The organism is Thiorhodovibrio winogradskyi (assembly GCF_036208045.1).
Classification (GTDB): Bacteria; Pseudomonadota; Gammaproteobacteria; order Chromatiales; family Chromatiaceae; genus Thiorhodovibrio; species Thiorhodovibrio winogradskyi.
Window position 1 is genome coordinate 3,587,265 of sequence record NZ_CP121472.1, and the last position, 20,504, is coordinate 3,607,768.

23 protein-coding genes are annotated in these 20,504 nt (G+C 59.8%); 11 read left to right on the forward strand and 12 right to left on the reverse strand.

What is annotated here, in order from left to right; translation table 11 throughout:
- Window positions 1-24: 24 nt before the first annotated feature.
- The 4 genes from Thiowin_RS16240 to Thiowin_RS16255 form a co-directional block, all read right to left on the reverse strand.
- Window positions 25-465 (reverse strand): DUF1523 family protein, encoded by a 441-nt coding sequence (locus Thiowin_RS16240; protein WP_328984025.1) that lies wholly within the window; start codon window positions 463-465, stop codon window positions 25-27.
- Between the two features lie 100 nt (window positions 466-565).
- Window positions 566-1,177 carry a sll1863 family stress response protein gene (locus Thiowin_RS16245; RefSeq protein WP_328984026.1) on the reverse strand — a complete coding sequence of 204 codons (612 nt, stop codon included), beginning with the start codon at window positions 1,175-1,177 and terminating at the stop codon, window positions 566-568.
- Window positions 1,178-1,350: 173 nt separating this feature from the next.
- Window positions 1,351-1,635 (reverse strand): sll1863 family stress response protein, encoded by a 285-nt coding sequence (locus Thiowin_RS16250; protein WP_328984027.1) that lies wholly within the window; start codon window positions 1,633-1,635, stop codon window positions 1,351-1,353.
- Between the two features lie 72 nt (window positions 1,636-1,707).
- The gene (locus Thiowin_RS16255; RefSeq protein WP_328984028.1) at window positions 1,708-2,481 is read right to left on the reverse strand and encodes a hypothetical protein; all 774 of its coding nucleotides are present in this window, start codon (window positions 2,479-2,481) and stop codon (window positions 1,708-1,710) included.
- A 454-nt stretch (window positions 2,482-2,935) separates the two neighbouring features.
- Between Thiowin_RS16255 and brxF the strand changes: the two genes are divergently transcribed.
- The 9 genes from brxF (at window position 2,936) to Thiowin_RS16300 (ending at window position 9,815) form a co-directional block, all read left to right on the forward strand.
- On the forward strand, window positions 2,936-3,514 hold the full coding sequence (gene brxF, locus Thiowin_RS16260) for a BREX-3 system P-loop-containing protein BrxF (RefSeq protein ID WP_328984029.1): 579 nt from the start codon (window positions 2,936-2,938) through the stop codon (window positions 3,512-3,514).
- On the forward strand, window positions 3,511-3,876 hold the full coding sequence (locus Thiowin_RS16265) for a four helix bundle protein (RefSeq protein ID WP_328984030.1): 366 nt from the start codon (window positions 3,511-3,513) through the stop codon (window positions 3,874-3,876). Before brxF ends, Thiowin_RS16265 begins: the two co-directional genes overlap by 4 nt.
- 26 nt (window positions 3,877-3,902) lie before the next feature.
- The gene (locus tag Thiowin_RS16270) at window positions 3,903-7,760 is read left to right on the forward strand and encodes a DUF6079 family protein (RefSeq protein ID WP_328984031.1); all 3,858 of its coding nucleotides are present in this window, start codon (window positions 3,903-3,905) and stop codon (window positions 7,758-7,760) included.
- A 40-nt stretch (window positions 7,761-7,800) separates the two neighbouring features.
- Window positions 7,801-8,067, forward strand: coding sequence for a type II toxin-antitoxin system Phd/YefM family antitoxin (locus Thiowin_RS16275; protein WP_328984032.1), 267 nt, complete (start codon window positions 7,801-7,803; stop codon window positions 8,065-8,067).
- A 3-nt stretch (window positions 8,068-8,070) separates the two neighbouring features.
- Window positions 8,071-8,334 carry a Txe/YoeB family addiction module toxin gene (locus Thiowin_RS16280; protein WP_328984033.1) on the forward strand — a complete coding sequence of 88 codons (264 nt, stop codon included), beginning with the start codon at window positions 8,071-8,073 and terminating at the stop codon, window positions 8,332-8,334.
- A gap of 16 nt (window positions 8,335-8,350) precedes the next feature.
- Window positions 8,351-8,869, forward strand: a complete 519-nt coding sequence (locus Thiowin_RS16285) for a DUF1016 N-terminal domain-containing protein (RefSeq protein WP_328984034.1) — start codon at window positions 8,351-8,353, stop codon at window positions 8,867-8,869.
- Window positions 8,866-8,997 carry a hypothetical protein gene (locus Thiowin_RS16290; protein ID WP_328984035.1) on the forward strand — a complete coding sequence of 44 codons (132 nt, stop codon included), beginning with the start codon at window positions 8,866-8,868 and terminating at the stop codon, window positions 8,995-8,997. The genes Thiowin_RS16285 and Thiowin_RS16290 overlap by 4 nt, the downstream gene beginning before the upstream one ends.
- Before the next feature lie 127 nt (window positions 8,998-9,124).
- The gene (locus Thiowin_RS16295) at window positions 9,125-9,475 is read left to right on the forward strand and encodes a hypothetical protein (RefSeq protein ID WP_328984036.1); all 351 of its coding nucleotides are present in this window, start codon (window positions 9,125-9,127) and stop codon (window positions 9,473-9,475) included.
- Window positions 9,444-9,815: a DNA methyltransferase gene (locus Thiowin_RS16300; protein ID WP_328984037.1), complete on the forward strand. Its 372-nt coding sequence runs from the start codon at window positions 9,444-9,446 to the stop codon at window positions 9,813-9,815. The genes Thiowin_RS16295 and Thiowin_RS16300 overlap by 32 nt, the downstream gene beginning before the upstream one ends.
- Before the next feature lie 879 nt (window positions 9,816-10,694).
- Here Thiowin_RS16300 and Thiowin_RS16305 read toward each other — a convergent pair.
- From Thiowin_RS16305 to Thiowin_RS16330, 6 genes are all read right to left on the reverse strand, one after another.
- Complete coding sequence (locus tag Thiowin_RS16305; RefSeq protein WP_328988102.1) at window positions 10,695-11,084, reverse strand: thermonuclease family protein; 390 nt, start codon at window positions 11,082-11,084, stop codon at window positions 10,695-10,697.
- 219 nt (window positions 11,085-11,303) lie between these two features.
- Entirely contained in the window at window positions 11,304-11,771 is a 468-nt protein-coding gene (locus Thiowin_RS16310) for a DUF4265 domain-containing protein (RefSeq protein WP_328984038.1), read from the reverse strand.
- Window positions 11,772-11,894: 123 nt separating this feature from the next.
- Window positions 11,895-12,470, reverse strand: a complete 576-nt coding sequence (locus tag Thiowin_RS16315; RefSeq protein ID WP_328984039.1) for a DUF4304 domain-containing protein — start codon at window positions 12,468-12,470, stop codon at window positions 11,895-11,897.
- A gap of 21 nt (window positions 12,471-12,491) precedes the next feature.
- A complete protein-coding gene (locus tag Thiowin_RS16320; protein WP_328984040.1) occupies window positions 12,492-13,637 on the reverse strand; it encodes an IS4 family transposase in 1,146 nt (381 codons plus the stop codon).
- Between the two features lie 7 nt (window positions 13,638-13,644).
- Window positions 13,645-13,875, reverse strand: a complete 231-nt coding sequence (locus Thiowin_RS16325) for an IS4/Tn5 family transposase DNA-binding protein (RefSeq protein WP_328984041.1) — start codon at window positions 13,873-13,875, stop codon at window positions 13,645-13,647.
- A 63-nt stretch (window positions 13,876-13,938) separates the two neighbouring features.
- Entirely contained in the window at window positions 13,939-14,754 is an 816-nt protein-coding gene (locus Thiowin_RS16330; protein ID WP_328984042.1) for a Druantia anti-phage system protein DruA, read from the reverse strand.
- A 102-nt stretch (window positions 14,755-14,856) separates the two neighbouring features.
- On the opposite strand from Thiowin_RS16330, the gene pglZ reads away from it, so the two are divergent.
- On the forward strand, window positions 14,857-16,701 hold the full coding sequence (gene pglZ / locus Thiowin_RS16335; protein WP_328984043.1) for a BREX-3 system phosphatase PglZ: 1,845 nt from the start codon (window positions 14,857-14,859) through the stop codon (window positions 16,699-16,701).
- Complete coding sequence (locus tag Thiowin_RS16340; RefSeq protein ID WP_456243437.1) at window positions 16,701-17,468, forward strand: hypothetical protein; 768 nt, start codon at window positions 16,701-16,703, stop codon at window positions 17,466-17,468. The genes pglZ and Thiowin_RS16340 overlap by 1 nt, the downstream gene beginning before the upstream one ends.
- 100 nt (window positions 17,469-17,568) lie before the next feature.
- Here Thiowin_RS16340 and Thiowin_RS16345 read toward each other — a convergent pair whose 3' ends face one another.
- Complete coding sequence (locus Thiowin_RS16345; protein ID WP_328984044.1) at window positions 17,569-18,777, reverse strand: glycosyltransferase; 1,209 nt, start codon at window positions 18,775-18,777, stop codon at window positions 17,569-17,571.
- Entirely contained in the window at window positions 18,759-20,432 is a 1,674-nt protein-coding gene (locus Thiowin_RS16350; protein WP_328984045.1) for an MGH1-like glycoside hydrolase domain-containing protein, read from the reverse strand. Before Thiowin_RS16350 ends, Thiowin_RS16345 begins: the two co-directional genes overlap by 19 nt.
- Between the last annotated feature and the right edge of the window lie 72 nt (window positions 20,433-20,504).

Consider the following 20,504-nt stretch of genomic DNA (forward strand, 5'->3'; position numbering starts at 1 on the left):
AGGGATCAGGGCCGATGTGAGGATTCAGGACTCGACGCGGGCACCCTCGTCTTTCGAGGGAGCGGTGCGGCAACGCTCAGGGGCGTCGATGGACACGGCGTTGGGGAACATGTCGAGCCAGGTCAAGCGGAAGCCATAACCGTTGACGGTGACCTGCTCTTGCGGGCACTCGCGGGTGACGCGACTGGCGACGGATTGTAGATTAGCGGAGTCGAACTTGAAATATGGCGGCGCGAAGCCGGCGTCGGCGTTCTTGAAGATCAGGGTATTGGAGGTGCCGGCACGCACAGTCTCGATGCGATACTGCACATCGCGCCCGTCGCCGGTGACACCGGTGATCTGCACCTCCCAGGAACTCGGTCCCCAGCGCAGCCACAAAAAACCGAGAATCAGCAGCGCGATGGCCGCCGCCGTGATGATGAGTTTGCGTTTCATGATCATGGTGGTGGTCGTGGTTTCGGTCATGCTTGTCTCCTTGCTCGCGTGATCGCGGGGTTGAACCGTCAAACTTGGCGGGCGCCCTCCCGCCGCGCACGGCAGCTGGGGCGCTCATCGAGCGGGGGGCTTATTGTTCCGCTTGCTCATCGGAGGAAAAGGCCTCCATGCTCTGATGCCAGGCCTCGCCGAGGGCGTGGTAGGCCTCGCCAAAACCGGTTTTCATCGCCTCCCAGGCGCTCTCGGTGCTGGTCTCCATGCCGCCATAGGCTTCGGCCACCTGGGTACGACGCTCGCGCAGCGCGTCCATGCTGGCGCGGGCCTCCTGGCGCGCGGTCTCGCTCATGTCAGACCAATTCTCATCGATCCAGTCTTGCATGGCATTGATGCGGGCATCGGCTTTTTCCAAGGCCGCTTGGGACGCGGCCATGGCCTGATCGCGCTGATCGGCGCCGTAAGCCTGAAGATCCTTGAGCAGTTCATCGGTCTCCTCGCGCACTTCAGACGGCGAGCCAGCGGGGTTTGAGTCGTTATTCGATGCGTTGTCGGCCGCACTCTCGGATGACTCCGGGGATTCTTTCCCGGGTTCTTGCGCGGCTTCCGCGGAGCCGGAAAATGCCATGGCTGGCAAGCTTGTCAGCATCAGTGCGGACAACAGGGTGGCGGATGGCGTGAAATATCGCATGGTGATGGTCTCCTTGCGGATGATGGATGGGAGGATGATGGATGGGCTTGTTGTCATGGAACCGGGACTTCACTGCTCGCCCTGCCCCTTCATCGCGGCGGGGCGGAGGGGGCTCGTAGGGTGGATAAGCGCAGCGCATCCACCTTAACAGCGGTCGATGAGCCCTCCGGGCTTATCCACCCTACGAATGGACGACTGTCCGAATGGGCGGGCAATCCATAACACCGGTACTAGAATTTTTCGCGCACCGCGCGCAGGGACTCCCCAAGCGCCTCGGTCGCCCGCTGGGCACCGGCCTGAACCTCCTGCCAGGCTTCCTGACTGGATTCGCGCAACTCATCGAGACGCGAGCCGGCCTCGCCGCGCTGGTCCTTAAGCTTGCTGATCTGCTCATGCAGATTCGCGCGCGCCTCGGCACTGGCGCCGCGCGCCTTGGCTTCGAGTTCGTCGATCTCCGCGTCCCATTGGTCGAGCTTGGCTTTGAATTGGTCGATGATGGATTGACGGTCGGTCATGCTTGCCTCCTGTTTGTGCTGTGGCGGTTTGATGATGGGGTGTTTGGGTGTGTTTGATTGGGCCGATTCAGATCAGGTGCGCTCGCCGCGCTCCCCTTCGCCCGGTGATGCAATTGCTGACTCAAGCGTTTTCACCCGCAGCAGCAAGCGGCTGGGTTCAATCTGCAACGCCCCGCCCTGTTCGGCGGCAAAACGCCGCAGCCGCTTCAGCCGCAGCAGGGCGAGTCCATGACCCAGGATTTCGCGCTCCAAACTGTGATCAAGCGGCTCGCGCGGAGCCACGGGCGTGAAGGACACTTCCGCCATGGGCACGGCGGCTGGGGGCTGGGTCAGCGTCAGACAGACCTGGCCATCGCGGCTGCACAGGCGCGCCAGGGTCAAGCCCTGCCATAAGGCCAATTCGCCGTCGTCGGGCGCGGCCGCGATCCAGATCGGCGTCGGGTCGAATTGGTCGCACAGCAAAGCCTCTGTCCGCGCGAGGCGTGCACAGGCGGCGCTCAGATCCAATCCCCGCGACACCGGCCAGCGCGGCGCCACGGTGCTGAGGGTTTCCTCCAGTGCCTGTTTGAGCTTGGCGCTGGCGCGCAAGGCGACTTGCAAGCGCTCGGCCACCTCTGACTCGGGCTGCTCCATGACCAGGCTCTCGCACACCAGCTCAATGGCGCCGAGCGGACTGCGCAGGCGGTGGGCCAAGTCCCGTGCCTGCTCGGCCACCAAGTACTGGCATTCAAGATCGACCCGGCAGCCATCGGGCTTAGCGTGGGCATCGCGCGCCTGGGTCTGCGTGACTTCCGTGCCCTGCTGCGTTGGCGCTGACTTGGTTTCTTGGCGATAACTGTTCTGCATGGGTTTGACGCCGACGCGAACGCCATCAGCGGCGCTGGCGACTCTCTCCTGCCTTATGCATGTGGTTTGTTGAGAGGATCTAGCAAAGCCGATGCCAGAACGAACAATGGCGCATTCCTGGTCGCAACCAGTCCGCATCATCAGGGCTTCCAGCCACCCATCTGTCGTGAATGACCAGGCGCAAAGGGTCTAATAAACCCATCAGATCAGTTGAAATGCACCAGATGCGGTTTAATTGAACCAGTGCCCGCAAAACCGGCACATCGACATTGAATGGCGAGGACGCCATGTTCGCGCTGCTCTCCAGCAACACGGCTCGATTCTGATCGCCTCGGCGACTGATCGGGAAGACCCACATCTCTGACGCCTGCGCGTCGCATTTAGACGTGGATGAACTTGAAATGACAGATAGAATGCAATTTACATGCTGGAAACCTCAGGTCGATGAACAACCATGGCCTTAACCATACACGAAAATATAACAAGAGCCCTCCAGGCAGCCGAAAACTTATACCATCGACTGGTGTTGCTGGTGGGTGAGACTGGTTCCTGCAAGACTAGCGTTCTGCAAGAGATTGCCAAGCAGTCCGGCACATCCGTCGTCAACGTCAATCTGGCGCTTTCAGTCGAACTGCTTGAGCTGACGGCAAAGCAACGGTCGCTTCGGTTGCCGGGCATTTTGGAAAAAGTGATCAGGGGCGAGGGACGATGGTCTGACTTAGGGACGAGTATCGAGGGGCGAGGGGCGAGTAAAGAAAGCTATTCTCTCGCCCCTCACCCCTCGTCCCTCGCCCCTGTTGTTTTAGACAACACCGAGATCCTCTTCGACAAGGATCTCCAGCAGGCCCCCTTGCGGCTGCTGCAGTCCATTTCAAGAAACCGGGCCGTGGTGGCTTCGTGGAACGGAATCATGAATTCCGGGAGTCTAATGTATACCGAAACCGGCCATCCCGAGTACCGCGGCTATGACTCGGTCGATGCGCTGATTGTTGAGATGAGGGGCGAGGGTTTAGGGGCGAGGGGCGAGAAGTGAGTGTGCAGAGTTACAAGGATTTGATTGTTTGGCAGAAGGCGCTGGATCTGGTGGAGATAGTTTACCAAGTGACCAGAGTTTTTCCGAAGGAAGAATTGTACGCTTTGACGAATCAGTTGCGACGAGCCGCTGTCTCGATCCCTTCCAACATCGCGGAAGGCCATGCAAGAAGTTCAACACGAGATTTCCATCGCTTCCTTTCGATAGCAAGAGGGTCTTTAGCTGAAGTTGAAACTCAATTGCTCATTGCGCAGCGACTTGGTTACCTCTCAGATGACCAACTCGCCCCGATTCTCAGTCTGCAAATAGAAATCAACAAAATGACCAACAGGTTGATGGCCAAGCTCGCCCCTAACCCCTAGTCGCTCGCCCCTGCAACGGAGTTGCCATGAAATACGGAGACCTGATCCAATTCGACCCGATTGAGTCGGTCGTTCAGTTGCGTGACGCGGACAAATCGAGCGCTGCGCACACCCTCGTGAACACCTATGTCATTTCCGAGGAAATGGCCGAACGGCTCACCCAGCTTGTCATTCCTCAGATGCAGTTCGACCAGCCGGTCGACAACAAGGGGCTGCTGGTTGTCGGTAACTACGGCACCGGTAAGTCGCACTTAATGTCAGTGGTCTCCAGCCTTGCCGCGGACGCCTCCCTGCTGGAAGGGCTGAACAACGATGGTGTCCGCGACGCCGCCGCTCAGATCGCCGGCCGCTTCAAGGTCATCCGTACCGAAATCGGAGCCACCACCATGTCCTTGCGTGACATCCTGGTGGCCGAACTGGAAGAGCATCTCGAAAATCTCGGTGTGGAGTATGTGTTTCCCGATGCGGGCACCATTACCAGCCACAAACGGGCTTTCGAGGACATGATGGCCAAGTTCGGCGAGGTTTTTCCCGAGCATGGCCTGCTGCTGGTGGTCGACGAGCTGCTTGACTACCTGCGCACCCGCAAGGATCAGGAGCTGATTCTGGATCTCAACTTCCTGCGCGAGGTCGGCGAGGTCTGCCGCCACCTGCGCTTTCGGTTCATGGCCGGAGTGCAGGAAGCGATTTTCGACAGCCCCCGTTTTGCCTTCGTGGCCGACAGTATCCGACGCGTCAAGGACCGTTTTGAGCAGATTCTGATTGCCCGCAATGACGTGAAATTCGTCGTCGCCGAGCGACTATTGCGCAAATCCGCCGAACAGCAGGCCAAGATCCGCGACTACCTCACGCCCTTTGCCAAGTTTTATGGTGGGATGAACGAGCGCATGCACGACTTTGTGCGCCTATTCCCCGTGCATCCTGACTACATCGACACCTTTGAGCGCGTCACCGTGGTTGAAAAACGCGAGGTGCTCAAAACCCTCTCCACCGCAATGAAGGCCATTCTCACCCGCGAGGTGCCGGCTGAAGAACCCGGCCTGATCGCCTTCGACAGCTACTGGAACTCGCTCAAAACCAACGCATCCTACCGCGCCGTCCCCGACATTCGCGCCGTGATCGACTGCAGTCAGGTACTGGAGTCGCGCATCGAGAATGCCATCACCCGCAAGCAGTACAAACCCATGGCGCTGCGGTTGATCCATGCGCTGTCCGTCCATCGCCTCACCCACGGCGACATTTATGCACCCCTGGGCGCCTCGGCGACCGAACTGCGCGACCGCCTATGCCTGTTCGATCCCATGGTGGAAGAACTTGGCAGCGATGAACCCAATGAAGATCTGAAGACCCAGGTCGAGACCGTGCTGCGGGAAATCCACAAGACCGTCAGCGGCCAGTTCATCTCCTTCAATCCCGACAATCACCAATACTATCTCGATCTCAAGAAGACCGACGATTTCGACGCCCTGATCGACAAGCGGGCCGAAAGCTTAGGATCTGGCCAGCTCGACCGCTTCTATTACGAAGCACTCAGGCGAGTTATGGAGTGCAAGGATTCCACTGATGTGACCGGTTATAAAATCTGGCAGCACGAACTGGTCTGGCAGGAGCGCAAGGCCGCCCGGATCGGGTACCTGTTTTTCGGCGCTCCCAATGAACGCTCCACCGCCGTGCCACAGCGGGACTTTTACCTCTACTTCTTGCCGCCGTTTGATTGCCCGAGGTTCAAGGATGAGAAAAACGCCGATGAAGTCTTTTTCCGTCTGAATATGAAAGGGGCGAGGATCGAGGGGCGAGGGGCGAGTCAACCGAGTGCTTTGCTCGCCCCTAACCCCTCGCCCCTAACCCCTGAGGATTTCTTGCACAGCTTGAAATCCTACGCGGCTGCCCTGGACCTTGCCGCCACCTCCTCGGGCCACGCCAAGGCCACCTATGAAGCCAAGGCCAACGGCTTCCTGAAGCAGCTGGTTCAATGGCTGCAAAAGCACATGACCGAGGCCTTCGAAGTCACCTATCAGGGCCGCGCCAAGTCGATGACCGAATGGGCCAAAGGCAAATCGATCCGCGACCTATCCGGCCTGTCGCCCCAGGAGACCATCAACTTCCGCGATCTGGTTAACACCATCGCCGGGGTCTGCCTGGCGCCGAACTTCGAGAATCAGGCCCCGGACTATCCGTTTTTCTCGGTCCTGATCACCGGCAACAACCGCGCACAGGCCGCGCAGGACGCCCTGCGGGCCATCGCCGGCCCTGCAGGAAAACAGCAATGCACCAAGCAGGCCACCGCCGTGCTGGACGCCCTTGAGCTGCTCGACCCCCAAGGGAACGAGGCGAAGATCGACCCCTACAAATCGAAGTACACCAAGTTCATCCTCGATGCCGTCAAGGCCAAGGGGCACGGCCAGGTGGTCAACCGCGGCGAGATCATTCAGGACGACCACGGGCTGGAATACATGAACCCGGGCGGTTCGCGTCTTGAACCCGAATGGGTGAGTGTCCTGGTGGCGGCGCTGGTCTACTCCGGCGACATCGTGCTCGCCATCCCCGGCAAGAAATTCGACGCCACCGGCCTGCCGCAGCTTGCCGCGACCGGCATGGACGAACTGGTCCGCTTCAAGCACCTGGAGCCGCCCAAGGAATGGAATCTGCCCGCGCTCAAAGCGCTGTTTGAACTGCTTGGCCCCTATGGAACAACGCCGGGCATGGCCCAACTCGTTACGCAGGGCAAGGACGAGCCGGTGCAAAACCTGCAACAAGCGGTGGGCAAGATCGTCAAGCGCATCGTCATGACCCAGCATACCCTGCGCGAGGGGCTCTCCTTCTGGGGGTTGGATTTGCTAGGGGCGAGTGACGAGGGGCGAGAGGCGAGAGAAGGAACTCTCCAGAACGCAAAGGAATTTTTTGAAAGCCTGCAAGCCTATTCCTCGCCGGGCAAGCTGAAGAATTTTCGCTACAGTGCCGACGAGGTACTCGCGCATGAAAAAGCCCTGCGCATCCTCGACGGCCTGGATGCCCTGCGGGAGATTGTTCTGGAGCACGGCCCGATCACCTCTTGGCTCGCCACGGCAGAAGGCGTCTTGCCGCCGGATCATCCTTGGGTTGACAAATTGAAGACCACCCGGCAGGCGGTGTTGGATGCCGTAAAGGAATTCAGCGGCTTGCCTCTGCCCATGCCTTCATCGATGAATCCGCTGTCTGGGATCAGCGCCAAGTTAAAAGCGCTCAAGCAAGAGTACCGCATCGCCTACATTGGCCTGCACACCAAGGCCCGGCTGGGTGTGAACGATGACAAGCGCAAGGCGGGCCTGCTCAACGATCAGCGGCTGCAAATCCTGCTCAAGCTGGCCGGTATCGACCTGATGCCCCGGCAGCAGCTCACCGATTACCAGAATCGCCTGGCCGGGCTGAAGAGCTGCACGCGCCTCACCGAGCACAATCTCGACGCCTCGCCTATCTGCCCGCATTGCGGGTTCCGGCCTGCGGTGGAAACCGGCGCGGCAGCAGGCTCGCAGATGATCGACCAGATGGACACCCGGCTCGATGCCATGGTGATGGCCTGGACTTCGACCATCCTCAGTAACCTGGAGGATCCGATCATTCAGGCCAATATGGATCTGTTGAAGATCGACGACCGCGAGCCGCTGGAGGCCTTCATCAAGTCCAAGGAGCTGCCGGTGCCACTGGACAGCAACTTCGTTCACGCCCTGAAGGAAGTGCTCTCCGGTCTGGTCAAGGTCACCGTCAAAGCTCAGGAGCTGCAACAGGCCCTGCAGGTCACCGACGGCCCGGCCACTCCGGCGGAGATGAAGAAACGCTCTGAGGCGTACATCGATCAGCTCACCAAGGGCAAGGATCCGGCCAAGGTGCGGATGGTGGTGGAGTAAGGCTATACTTGCTCAATCTTCTGTACAGATCGGGACCGCCATGAACGTCATCACCTATTCCTACGCCCGCAACACCCTAAAATCCGTGCTCGATGCCGTGGTGCGCGATGTCGATGTGACCATTATCAGCCGCCGCGACGCCGAGGGCGATGCGGTGGTCATGTCGCTTGATCACTACAACAGCCTGATGGAAACCCTGTATCTGCTCTCAACGCCGGCCAATGCCCAGGCGCTGGCGCGTGCGATCGAACAGGATCGCGCCGGTCACGCCCAGCCGCGCGCGCTCCTCGCTGCCGATGGCGACTGAAGCGTGCGCACCATCACCTTTGTTCCCGATGCCTGGGAGGCCTATCTGTACTGGCAGGGCCAGGATCGCAAGACGCTCAAACGCATCAATACGCTGATCCAGGACGCCGCGCGCGACCCCTTCGCCGGCCTCGGCAAGCCCGAGCCGTTGCGCGGCAACCTGTCGGGCTACTGGTCGCGCCGCATCGACGACACCCATCGGCTGGTTTATCGCGCCACCGAGACGACATTGGTGATTGTGGCTTGTCGTTTTCATTACAGCGATTGAAGATGAGAAAACATCGATGACGCTTCCCCTGGATCAGGACAGGATGGATTTCAAGCGGCTGGTCGATGCCATCCGGCAGGTTCATGACGATCTGGCGGCGCAAGCCAGCCGGGCGGTGAATGTCAGCCTGACGCTGCGCAATTGGCTGATCGGCTGCTACATCGCTGAATACGAACTCAATGGCGCTGACCGTGCGGCTTATGGTGAAAAGGTATTGTCGGAGCTGGCCAAACAACTGAGCGATATCAGTAACTGCAATCGACGGCAGCTCTACCGTTATATGCGCTTCTATCGCCTCTACCCTCAAATTGTGGGGACACTGTCCCCACAATTCCAGAGGCTTTTGCCTGCCTTCGTGTTTCCAGCAAAAGTGGGGACGCCGTCCCCACAATCCGCGCCACAGGGACTGGCGCTGCCCGAAGGCTCTCGTACAGCCATATTGAGCAGTTGGTCGATATTGAAGACGACACCAGGCGCGCCTTCTATCCGCCACAACAACAGGAGATGCTCCCGGATATCCTCCAGCATCGTTTGACTGAGGCAAGACGTGATGAGATCGCCGAGGCGGCGCAACAAGCCCAGGCGGACTTCCAGCAGGGCCGACTGACAGGTCAATCGGCCGATGCTGTCATCCAAGCTTTGCACCAGTCGGATGACGCATGAGAAAGTTGGAATACATGCAAAGCTTTGCCGAAGCCTGGCCCTGATCGCGCACTTGTGCAACGCACCGTTGCACAAATCCATTGGCGAAGCAGTTTGACGCTTAACTTGACGAACTCAGGGCAGTCTAATGGACAGCGTGCAGCACAGCTTTGACTATGGCACAACGAACGACCAGCCTGAAAAAACAGGCCCGGTGACTTGTCTCGGCATGACCTTCGAGAACGATGAGGCCCGCCGCGCCCATTTCACCGAGGAACTGCGCAAGAAGCTGCAGGACCCGGAGTTCCGCAAGATCGAAGGCTTTCCGCACAGCCACGACGAGGACATCCTTTCCTTAAGCGATCCGCCGTACTACACCGCCTGCCCGAACCCGTGGATCGACGACTTCATCGCCGAGTGGGAGAAAGAAAAGTCGGCGAGTCGCGAGTCACGAGTCGGCGAGTCAAATGACCCGCGACCCGCGACCCGTGACCCGTGACCCGGAACCCTATCACTGTGAACCCTTTGCGGCGGATGTAAGTGAGGGCAAGAACGACCCGATTTACAACGCGCACTCCTATCACACCAAGGTGCCGCATAAGACCATCATGCGTTACATCCTTCATTACACGCACGCAGGGGATATCGTGTTTGACGGCTTTTGCGGCACGGGCATGACGGCGGTGGCTGCGCAAATGTGTGGTGACCGCGAAGTGGTCATGTCTCTTGGCTACCAGGTGAAGCCGGACGGCACCATTTTGCAGGAAGAGACGGACGAAGATGGCGAAAAAGGTTTGGCGACCGTTTTCAAAACTCGGCGTCCGACGAGCGATTATTAACGACCTGTCTCCAGCGGCAACGTTTATTTCATACAACTACAACAGCCCATTAAATCCGTCATTTTTCGAACGAAAATCCAATCGGATACTCAAGGATGTCGAAAAAGAATGTGGTTGGATGTATGAAACAAGACACTCTGACGGTTCGCTGTGCAAAGTGGATTACTTCGTATGGAGCGAAGTATTCACTTGCCCATCTTGCGCAACACAATAGGTTTTTTCCGAAATGGCACTTGATGGCGACACAGTACGGGTTCGAAAAGAACTAAAATGCCACTCATGCAACAGTGAAATTAAGAAAAATGACTTAGAGCTCGCATATGAAGAGAGATGGGACCCGATTCTGCGTAAATCGCATGGGCTACCTAAACGTGTCCCATACCTTATCGTTTATCGGAAGGGAAAAGAGAAGCTATCCAAGAAACCAGATGACTATGATTTAGAGCTGGTTAGCAAAATCAATGATCTCCCTTACCCAGAGTTCCCCGTGGTGGAAATTCCAGATATGCAGATGATGCGTGTTGGGCGAATGAAACCATCTAACATTACGCATTTGCATCAATTTTTCCTAAAGCGTCCCTTTTTAACTCTCGTCTCATTCTGGAAGAGGGCTGCACAAATTAGTGATCCGGACTTTAGGTCCAAAGCGTTGTTTTTCGTTGAACAATCCGTATGGGGGCTATCTGTGTTAGCCAGATATACGCTAGGTAGTTCAATCTCCCGCAAATCTGCCCCAAACCGCTCATGCAGTTTTTATGTCGGTATCAGGGCCTGTCGCCGGCGCTTGAGCATCGAATCACCCAGATGCGTCTCGACCCACTTAAGTGGACCCCATGTCCAGGACAGTTTAGAGATGAATTTAAGTTAGTCCACTCGCCTTCATTGCAGCGGTTTGGCGCTGCCCCAGCGTTTGCGCCAATCCCAAGGCCGTTGGTGATCTCCAGGCACCGCCCAGATGCCGAGCCCGGCGGCTTTGGCGTTGGCCTCGGCTTGGCGGTAGCTCGGATCAGGACAGTAGCGCCGATAAACGGCGGCTTGGCCGGCTTCGACCATGGCGCGGTTGAGCACGGTGCCGGTGGTTGGGTCGATGACCTCAGCGACCTTGCGCCCATAGCGGTCGGTGTCGTGGATGCGCAGCGAGACCACGCGCGAGGTGATGCGGCGCAGGTAGTCGCGGCTCTCGGTGCCCCAGGGGGGTTGCTGGATCTCGGGGGTGTCGATGCAGTAGAGGCGGACCTTGAGCTTGAGGCCGTTGCAGGTGGCGCGCAGGGTGTCGCCGTCGTAGCGAGCGCTGACTCAGCTGTCATCGAGACCGACCTGATTTGTCCCTGCAGACCTTCCGGAGTAGTCAATCAGAAAGCCGTGCTTCTTGAGCACGTTCCAGCAGATCGCTTGTTTGCTCGCCAAGTGCGGCCTCCCTTTCGTGGCTAACGCCAAGCTCACCCGACGAAAACCGCGCAGCGGTTTTTGGTCGGGTGGAGCGCCGTGTTATGCGTTTTCTGGGAATAGCCTGTCATATGTTGGGTCCGCATGTTCCCATGTTGTTTCTTTCTCTATAAGGTATTGGCGCACCTCGTCTAGCGAAACATTTGGCGGGATATTTACAGAAATATATTTTGTATTTGCGCCCTCATAGTCGCAACCAAGCGATACAAGGCCCTTAAGTATTACATCCGATTCATTTCCTTCTTCAATCGGAGGGTCGAAAGATACACGAACTGTACGATTACCAGACTTTGATACAACGCTTTGAAATGTTGGAAATTGCTCTTCTTCGCTGAACGGAGCCAGCACTATATCTTCCCAGGACACTCCGTAGGCATAGAACGGGGAGTTATCAATCTTGTATTTGTCCCCACCCAAACTGGTAGCCCAGAGGGTTTCCACTTCAGCGCTGCCGTCTTCATTGGGCACACGAAATAGTACTTTTGCATTCTGCTTCATCATGTCATTCATGGCGCATAACGCATTGCTCTGCGGCATAAAATAGTTAGCGACTTTTTTGCCAGCGAAGCGACGCAGAAAAGGTGCCAGCTATTTTGTGTCCGTAGCAGCAATTTGTTATGCCTCCAGCAATTTTTACTTTTTACCCCAAGAGATAGCTCTACTTTTTGCTGCGCTACCTTTGGATATGACCTTGTTTATTATTTCTGCCGCTTCACATCGGTTACCTTCAATAATTGCTGTAGCAGCAGCCGTGAATGGATTTTGCCCTTTAAGTTCGACTGATGCACTAGTGATTGACGAATTATTTCGTAACCAAGGCAAACCATATTGCTCTACAGATTCTGATAGATCAGCGGCCAATTGGTTAAAATCTGAAGCTGGTGTTAACTGCCACCAGTAGTCCGTTCTTTCTGGTTTGAGCTGGCCTATTCTTTTTGAAACTGAACAATCTGGAATGCTTGGTACTGAACCAACATTTCCGAAGCCGACCATTTCATATATTTCTGGGAAAAACACACCCAGATTTACAGTATACCGTGCGTCCTGGTTATCGTTGTACATACTACCTTGAACGTTAACCAATAAAAAAACACCACCTTCAAGCTCTTTATAGAAATTGCGGGCATTCTTCTTGAAGCCATTAGCTTTCATTAAAGCTTTTAGCTCCATATTTATAATTTCATCGATTTTTTTAGATATTTCGCTCATAACTCTCTAAGGGCCATACCATTACCCATAACTCTCCCCGACGCTGCGGTAAGCCTCCAGCGCGCGCACAAAATCCGGGATGCGCTGCAAGCCGATCCAGAGCGTCTTCGGCCCCGGAAAGCCATCGCATTTGCGGTTGAGAAAGCCACCGAGGCTGGCGACCATGCGCACCATGGTATCGAGTGGGGGCGGCTGCTCGGGTGGCGCTTGGCGTTGGGTGACCAGATAGACCGCCTTCCATTCCTCCTCGGCAAAGACCGCATCGCAGGGCATCTCCGGGCACTCGCGCCCGAGCATGGTCAGATAGAGCACCCGCCAAGCGATGATCATATCGATGGCGAGCGCCGGCTCCAGGCGTTCGCGGGTCTCTAACTGAAGCTCCTCAATACGGCAGCCGCTTTTTAAAATGCGGAAAAAAATCTCCACTTGCCACCGGCACAAATACCACGACAGCTTCTCCACGGCCTCCTCGGCCGTCTCCACCGGCATGTTGGTCAGCAACAGCCAGTTGAGCGGTTCCTCGCCGGCGGGGGGATTGACCTCGGTGGCGAGCAAGGCGGTGACCCTGACATCGGGCAGCGTGCGGTCCGGGCGCCAAGGTGCCTTCAGGGTCACGCGCACCACCTTGATGTCCTGCTCAACCTGGCGCGCCTTGGCCCCATTGGTAGCGGGGCGCTCGAAGGTGGTGTGGGTGAGCACCGGGGCGGCGTCCAAGGCCTCATTGAGCTTGCGCCCATCGGCGAGGCAACGGTCGCGGTGGCGCACCCGCACCAGCCAATCAGCACTGTTCTCAGGGATGGGGGCTTCAACGAACAAGTCGTAGATGTCGCCCTCACGATCGGCAATGTAGGTCAGGCGGGTGTCAGTGAGTGTCTCGGCCAGCTCATTGACGCGCGCGTAGCCATCGACCCAGCGCACGCTCTCTTTCTCCTCGAGCGGGCGCAACGGGTCTTTGTCCTGGCCCAGGCTCCCAGGCTCGCGCGTGAAGGTATGAAAGTCGAGCAACCCCAGCGCGACCCGCTCGGGCGTGACCGCCAGGGTCGGATGGATGTAGATCCCATAGCGGCTCTCATAATTTAGCGGTCCCAGACCGGCGATGCCTTTTTTGGTCGTGAAGTCTCCCTCGCTGGTGTCCTGAATGCAAAGGACCCGGGGATGCTCGCGCACGCGGGCTTCAGTACAGGCGATATGAGGGGCGAGCACCTGCTTGGCGGTGACTTTTTGGATGATCGAAAAACCGGTAGGCCGCGCGGGTCTCATACCAGCCGTTGCAAGCCCCGGGGATACTCTGTGTCGGCTTGGCGCCGAGGGAAGCGATCACCTGCTGGGCGCGCCGATTCAGGCGTTGATCGCCCAGGGAGATGGTGCTCAGTTCCGCGGCCAATGTCGATTCAGGCGCGCTCATGCCACCACCCCCAACGCGGCGCGGAAGTCCGCCGCCAGCGGGTAGACATAGACCGCACAAGCGCTACAGCGCGGCTTGATGGGTGCGGTCGGTTTTGCCCCGTCCGGTGGTCTCGCCCAGATAGTGCCAGTTGGCGGCACGGTAGCAGGTCCCGGCAAAGCGTGGGATTTCCACGAAGGTCTCCAGCAGCACCACGCGCTCGCCATAGCGGGCGGGAAAGTCGATGGTGACTTGCCGCGCGGCCAGGGCCAGCACTTTGGAGGCGAGGTGCTTGACTTGCACCCAAGGCAGAATCAAAAAGCGCGCATTGTTGAGCACCCGTCCTAGGTGCGCTTGGCGCTGGCCGGGCGTCCAGCCAATCCAGTGGTCGCGGGCGGCGACTTTCCAGGCCGCCGCGCCAAAGCCGATGGCGCCGAGCAGGCCGCCATCGAACTGGATCAGGTAGCGCAGCTGCGCCCCGGGCAGTGGGCTGTAGCCGAGGTAGTGATAGCATTCGATGAGGCTATTCCAACAGTGCGAGGTACGCCGGTCACTGACGCTCACCAAGTGCAAACCGCTGAGGGCGCGCAGCGGAGCAGACACCGGGACCGGCTCGTGCCAAGTCTCGGGGCGCGCGACGTATCGGCGCCCATTGCCATTGCCGCCGCTCGGCGGTGGCAGTTCGATGAGCCCGGCGCGATGCAGACGCAGCAACCCCACGCGGGCACTCATGAACTTGGGGCGGCCTTGGAGATCGGTCCACTCCAACGCGCGACACACCCGCCGGGCGATCTCCGCGCGCAGCGGCGGCTGCGCTCGGGCAACCTCTTGGCGAATGCGCGCTAAGTCGGTCTCGTTGAAGGGGCGCCCACATAAGCGGCGTGGAATGCCTTGGTCCATGGTCTTCCGTCCCGTCGGTCATGATGATGGGAAGGCATCTCAGCAGATCTCGGGAGCTGTGTCCAGCCCTGGGCGACGCTGGGGGGCCGGGAGATATGGGTAATGGTATGGCTCCAGGCGGGCCGCAAACTGTCGTTCAACCTGGGGGATCTCTTTCCCAATCTGAGCTACCCGGTCATCGAGAAGCTCGACCGGAGCTTGCTGGATTCGCTTTTTGAAGCCCAGCGCAAGTCGCCGCCGGATCGCATGGGCGACAACGCCACCAAGGATTTCATTCTCCGTCATGTATTCGGCATCGCGGCGGAACTGATAGCCAACGAGGTGGAGCTGCTTCGCGCCTTGCTCCGTCTGCATTATGGGAAAACACAGCTTCCCCCAGTGCTGGCGCAGCGGTTGATTCAGTCGCTCCAACTCGCCCCTCGCCCCTCATCCCACGCCCCTGATTTCAAAACCTGGCCGCTCTCCGAGATCGTTCCGGACAATGAGGCCTTCTTCGGCTTTTTGCAGGAACGCTGGCCGCTCTTTCTATCCAGGCTCGGCAGTGCCTATCAGGTACGGGAAGATTCGCCGGACAAATCGGCAGGACAGCCGATTTGGACATCGCGAAGCGATGCCCAAGGGGGTCGAACCAGGGATGGTGAGCATCAATACGGCCTCAAGTATCCCGGCCCTGACCGTCTGCCGTTCGACCATCAGGACATCAAGGTCTATATCGACAACTTGTTCCTGGAAGGGAAGCTCACCCCAGTCGAGGCCAAGGACATTGAAGTGGACGCCGGGTCTTGGGTACGAAGCGGCATCGCCACCTTCGGCGTGGACGATGACGCGCTGCGGATCTCTCGCTTGTTTGGCCTTGTCGAGAAGGAGCTGCCCACTGCGGAAGCACGGTACTCGGACTGGACGGCCTTAGCATTGAAATGGGCCGAACTCTCTGCATTGGTTCATTGCGGCAACAGCACCGAGCATCAGACCCGTCTCAGGGAAATCGGCGATGCATTAAACACGACCTTTGCCGGTTGGTTGGCCGATCACTACGCCAGTCTGATCAACCTACCGCCGACCAATCCGGCCATGCTCCACCAGGTGCCGCGCCGCCTGGCTCGGGACATCGAAGATCAGGGGCGAGGGATTAGGGGCGAGGGGCGAGTCGGGGTTGCGCTGATCGTGGTCGATGGCCTGGCACTGGACCAGTGGGTAACCATTCGCTTGTCTTTGCAAAAGCAGGACGCCAATCTGGTCATGCGCGAATCCGCGACCTTCGCCTGGATTCCGACGCTGACTTGCGTTTCGCGGCAATCGATCTTCTCGGGCAAGCCGCCGCTCTATTTCCCGTCATCCATCAACTCGACCAACAGCGAAGAGAAGCTCTGGAAGCAATTCTGGGAAGGCCATGGCCTGTCCCGGCTGGATGTCGCTTACCAGCGCGGCCTTGGCGACGGTAATGCGGCGGGCGTCCTTGACTCCGCAATCCACCCCGGGAAAACCAAGGTGGTGGGGCTGGTCGTGGACAAGGTCGACAAGATCATGCACGGCATGCAACTCGGCTCGGCCGGAATGCACAACCAGATCAAGCAATGGTGCCAGGGTGGATTCCTGGCTGAGCTGGTCGGACAATTGTTGGAATACGGCTATGAGGTGTGGCTGACGGCCGATCACGGCAACATTCAATGTGAAGGCAAAGGCTGCCCATCTGAAGGTGTGATTGCCGAAACGCGCGGCGAGCGAGTTCGTGTCTATCCCACCCCGGAACTGCGCGCTCAGGTTGCTGGGGCCTTCCCGTTTGCCCACGAGTGGCAGCCGGTTGGATTGCCCGCGGATTATTTCCCCCTCTTGACCAGTGGACGCGACGCATTCGTCAAAGTCAGCGAGACCATCGTAGGTCATGGCGGTGTCGCCATCGAAGAAGTCATCGTGCCCCTTGTAAAGTTTGAAAGGAGAACAGGGTGATGGGCGGCTTGATCAGAAACAGGCACGAAGCCATTGGCATCAAGCAGGCGATTCGTTTCGAGTGGATGCAGAAAGCAGCCAATCTGCTGCTGGCGGGACTCGACGCCAAAACCATCCGCCAGGAGCTGCATGAGTTCCTTAGCGAAAGAAAAGGCAACGGCTCAGAGGGCGAACGAAGCGATCAGACCCGGACCTTCGCGGTCAACAACCTGATGAAGATCTGGGTCTCTCCCGACCCCGAGTTGATTCCATTCCGGGATGCCCAGCTTGCGTTTCTGAGGGAAAACCCGTCCATGGCCCTGGCTGTCCACTGGGGGATGATCTCGGCAGTCTATCCTTTCTGGTTCAATGTGGCCCGGCAGACCGGCCGTCTGCTGGCCTTGCAGGACCAGGTGACCCAGACGCAGATCATCAATCGCCTGAAGGAACAATATGGCGACCGGCAGACCGTGAGCCGCTATGCGAGATTTGTCATCCGCTCCTTTGTCGCCTGGGGAGCCCTGAAGGATTCCGAGACCAAAGGCTGCTATGAGAAAGCCGCGCAGGTAGAGATTACCGAGCCAGACTTGGCCATCCTAATGGTCGAGTCCGCACTGCTGGCCACCCCGGAGGCCAAGGGCACATTGGGGCTGCTCCTGAACAACCCGGCATTCTTCCCCTTCCAGCTCCCCGTGATGTCCGGTGATGTTGTCTCCCGTGGCCGCGACCGGATCGAGGTGGTTCGCTATGGGCTGGACGATGAGCTGTTAAAACTGAAGGGCGAATAACTCCAGGATGTTAACAGTAAGCCACGTGAAGTGGGATATATTGTTTGAGAACCGCAAGTTTGCATGAAACGGCTGTCGGGCGTCCGCACGCCAAACGTTTTTAGCCGCACAGCCGCGCATAATGACCCAGCAATGTCTGGAAGCTGTTCGACCAGTCGTAGCCCGCGTCCAGCACATGGGCGCGGGCGGCGGCGCCAAGGGTGTCGCGCTCCCGGGCAACCGCGCGCAGATGCTCGGCCATGGCTGCGGCGTCGCCGACCGGGCCGAGCCGGCCCCAGCCGGGCTTCACGCGCTCGCGCAGCGCGCCGGCATCGACGCCAACCACCGGCAACCCGGAGGCTTCGGCCTCGACCACCGCCAGGGCGAAGGTCTCGTGGGGGCCGGCGGTCACATAGATGTCGGCCGAGGCCAGGCGCTCGGCATAGCGCGCGGGGTCGCGCTCATAGGGCAAGACATGCAGGCGCGCCAGACGCTGGGTCTCGGCTTGCAGCGTCTCGCGCAGCGGACCCTCGCCCATCAGCGCCAGGTGAAAGCGCGGACGCTCTGGCAATCGCGCGAAAGCCTCGACCAGCACCGGCACGGCTTTTTCGCTATCCAGCCGGCCGCAGTACAGCAGCAACACATCATCCTCGGCGACGCCGAGTTGCTCCCGCCAGGCCAGGCTGCGCCGCTGTGGATCGAAGCGTTCCAGATCGACGCCCAAGGGCACAATGGCGGTGCCGCTGACGCCGTACTCGGCCAGGCGCGCGGCCTGCGCTGGCGTGGCGGCCAGGGTGAGGTCGCAGCGCCGGAACAAGGCGCCGAAGGCGCCCTCCGCGCCCTCCTCCGCCCAGTCGCCGAGTTGCTCGCCCCAATGAGCAAGGGTGTCGCTGAAGCGGGCCATCTCCGCAGCCAGCCAGTGGCGCAGCGGCGCGCCGACATAGGTGTGCGCGATGTCGGTATGAAAATAGGCCACCACCGGGCAGCGTCGCCCGGCGCGGGCGCACTCGGCGCGATAGCGAAAGGCGGCCCAGGGGGCGACAAAGGCGCTGCCCAGTTCGATCAGATCGGGCGCCTGTTCGACCAGGGCGCGATGCACCGGGTCGGGGCCGGGAAAAATGCGATAGGGCGCGGCTCCCGGGATCACCGGGCTTTTGATCTCGACCCGGATCAGGCGGCCGTCGCGCGCGACCTGGTCGCGCTCGCCGGGGATGATCAGCAGATGCTCGTGGTTGCTGTGCTCGGCGAGATAGCGGCGTTTCTGGTCGATGTAGGTGCGGATGCCGCCACTGGTGTCGGTGTAGGCAAAGGTCAGATCGCAATAGCGCATGGGTGAACTCCTCCAGTCGGCGGGCCGGGACACAAGCTCACCGGCTGATTGAATCCGGTGCGAAATGCCTGCTCGCCGCGCGCATCCCGCCAGTGTCCCTCGAAGCAATCCGGCGCGGGCACGGCGAGAGTGAGGGTTCCGCCCAGGCGCGGCAACTCGAGTTCCAGGCGCAGGCCGAGGGTGCGCGCGGGCAGACGCGGACACAACCGCAGGGCGCCGTCGCCTTCCTCCAGTCCCAGCAGGACCTCAATGAACAGGGGATTGACCAGCCCGGACCAGCCGACGAAATCCCGCTGTGGGCCGGCGCCGAGGGTCAGGGTCTTCCACCAGTTGCCGCGCTTGCGCCGCAGTGCGCGGGTGTGCGGAACATCGGGGTCATAGAATTCATACAGGCGCTGCTCGTTGGCAAAGACGCCGTAAACGCCCGCGCACAGGCGCAGGGCCAGCTCGCCGGCGGCGCGCGCCTGGCCATGGCGCAGCAGCCCCTGGATCACGCCATAGGCGGTGTTCAGCCACACCGGCCCGCGCCACATGTCTTTCTCGAAACGCGGATCGCCGCGATCCACCGAGGGCAGTGGCATCGGGGTGGCGAAGTGTGCTGGCGCCATGATGCGCGCGATGAGCCGCATGGCGCGCGCGGTATCGGGAATACCCGCCCACAGCGGCAGCAGCGAGGCGATGGTCGCCACCCGCAGCGGCTGACCGGCGGCGTCATGGTCGTAGTAGAGCCCGTCGCGCGCATCCCATAGCCGGGCGTTGATCCGCGCGCGCAAGCTGGCGGCCTGTTCGGCGTGGCGCGCGGCGGCCTCGGGCTGGTCGAGTCGCTGCGCCATTTCCCGCAGTGCGTCGAGCTGCAGCACCACATAGGCGCTGAAGTCGGGCGCGGCCAGGGTGCGGGTGTCGCGACAGCGACGTTCATCGGCGCTGCTAAAGCGCGGGGAATTCTCGACGCCGGATTCGTAAGGGTGAACCCAGGCATAGAGGCCGTTGGGCAGGCGCCGGTGTGCCTCAAGCCAGTGCTGATAGGCCACCAGCGGCGGATAGACCCGGGCCAACCAGGCGCGGGCTTGGGCCGGGGGTCGCGCGCGTGCCAGGTGCAGCGCCGACCAGGCGAGCAAGGGCGGCTGGGTGTAACGCGACTGGGCGAATTCCGAGACCACATGCTGCAGGCGGTCACCATCGCGCACCGCCAGCACCGAGAGCAGCACTTCCTCGGCGATCTCCGGTGACCAGGCGCGCCAGATGGGCGCGATAAAGGCCGAATCCCACAGATAGATGCCCTGAAACGCCGGTCCCGGCAAGGCGAAACGATGGGGCGAGAGCAGCCCGGCGCCTTGCAAATTGGCGAACAACAGGGCATAGACTTCGGCAAAACCCGCCGCGAAGCCAGCCAGGGCATCCTGCTCGCCGGCCTCCAGTATTCGCAGGCGCGGTGGCGCGCGGGTGACGCCCTTTTTGCGCAGCACCGCCGGGGGCAGTTCAATCGGCGCGAACCCGGCGCGGCCGGCGAGAATACGCGAGAAGAGCAGCAGGTTCAGTCCATAGTGCAAGGCGCGCCAGCCACGCCCGCCGTAACGCGCGACCGCGCGGGTGGGCGTGCGCCAGGCGGCGAGGCGGGCACGCAGGCGGGCGATGTTGTGCTGGCTGATGGCCATAATGAACGCGTGTATTCGGTGGAGCGAACTGGCTGGGTAGGTTGGAAAAAGGCCGACGCTGAGCGCAAGCGC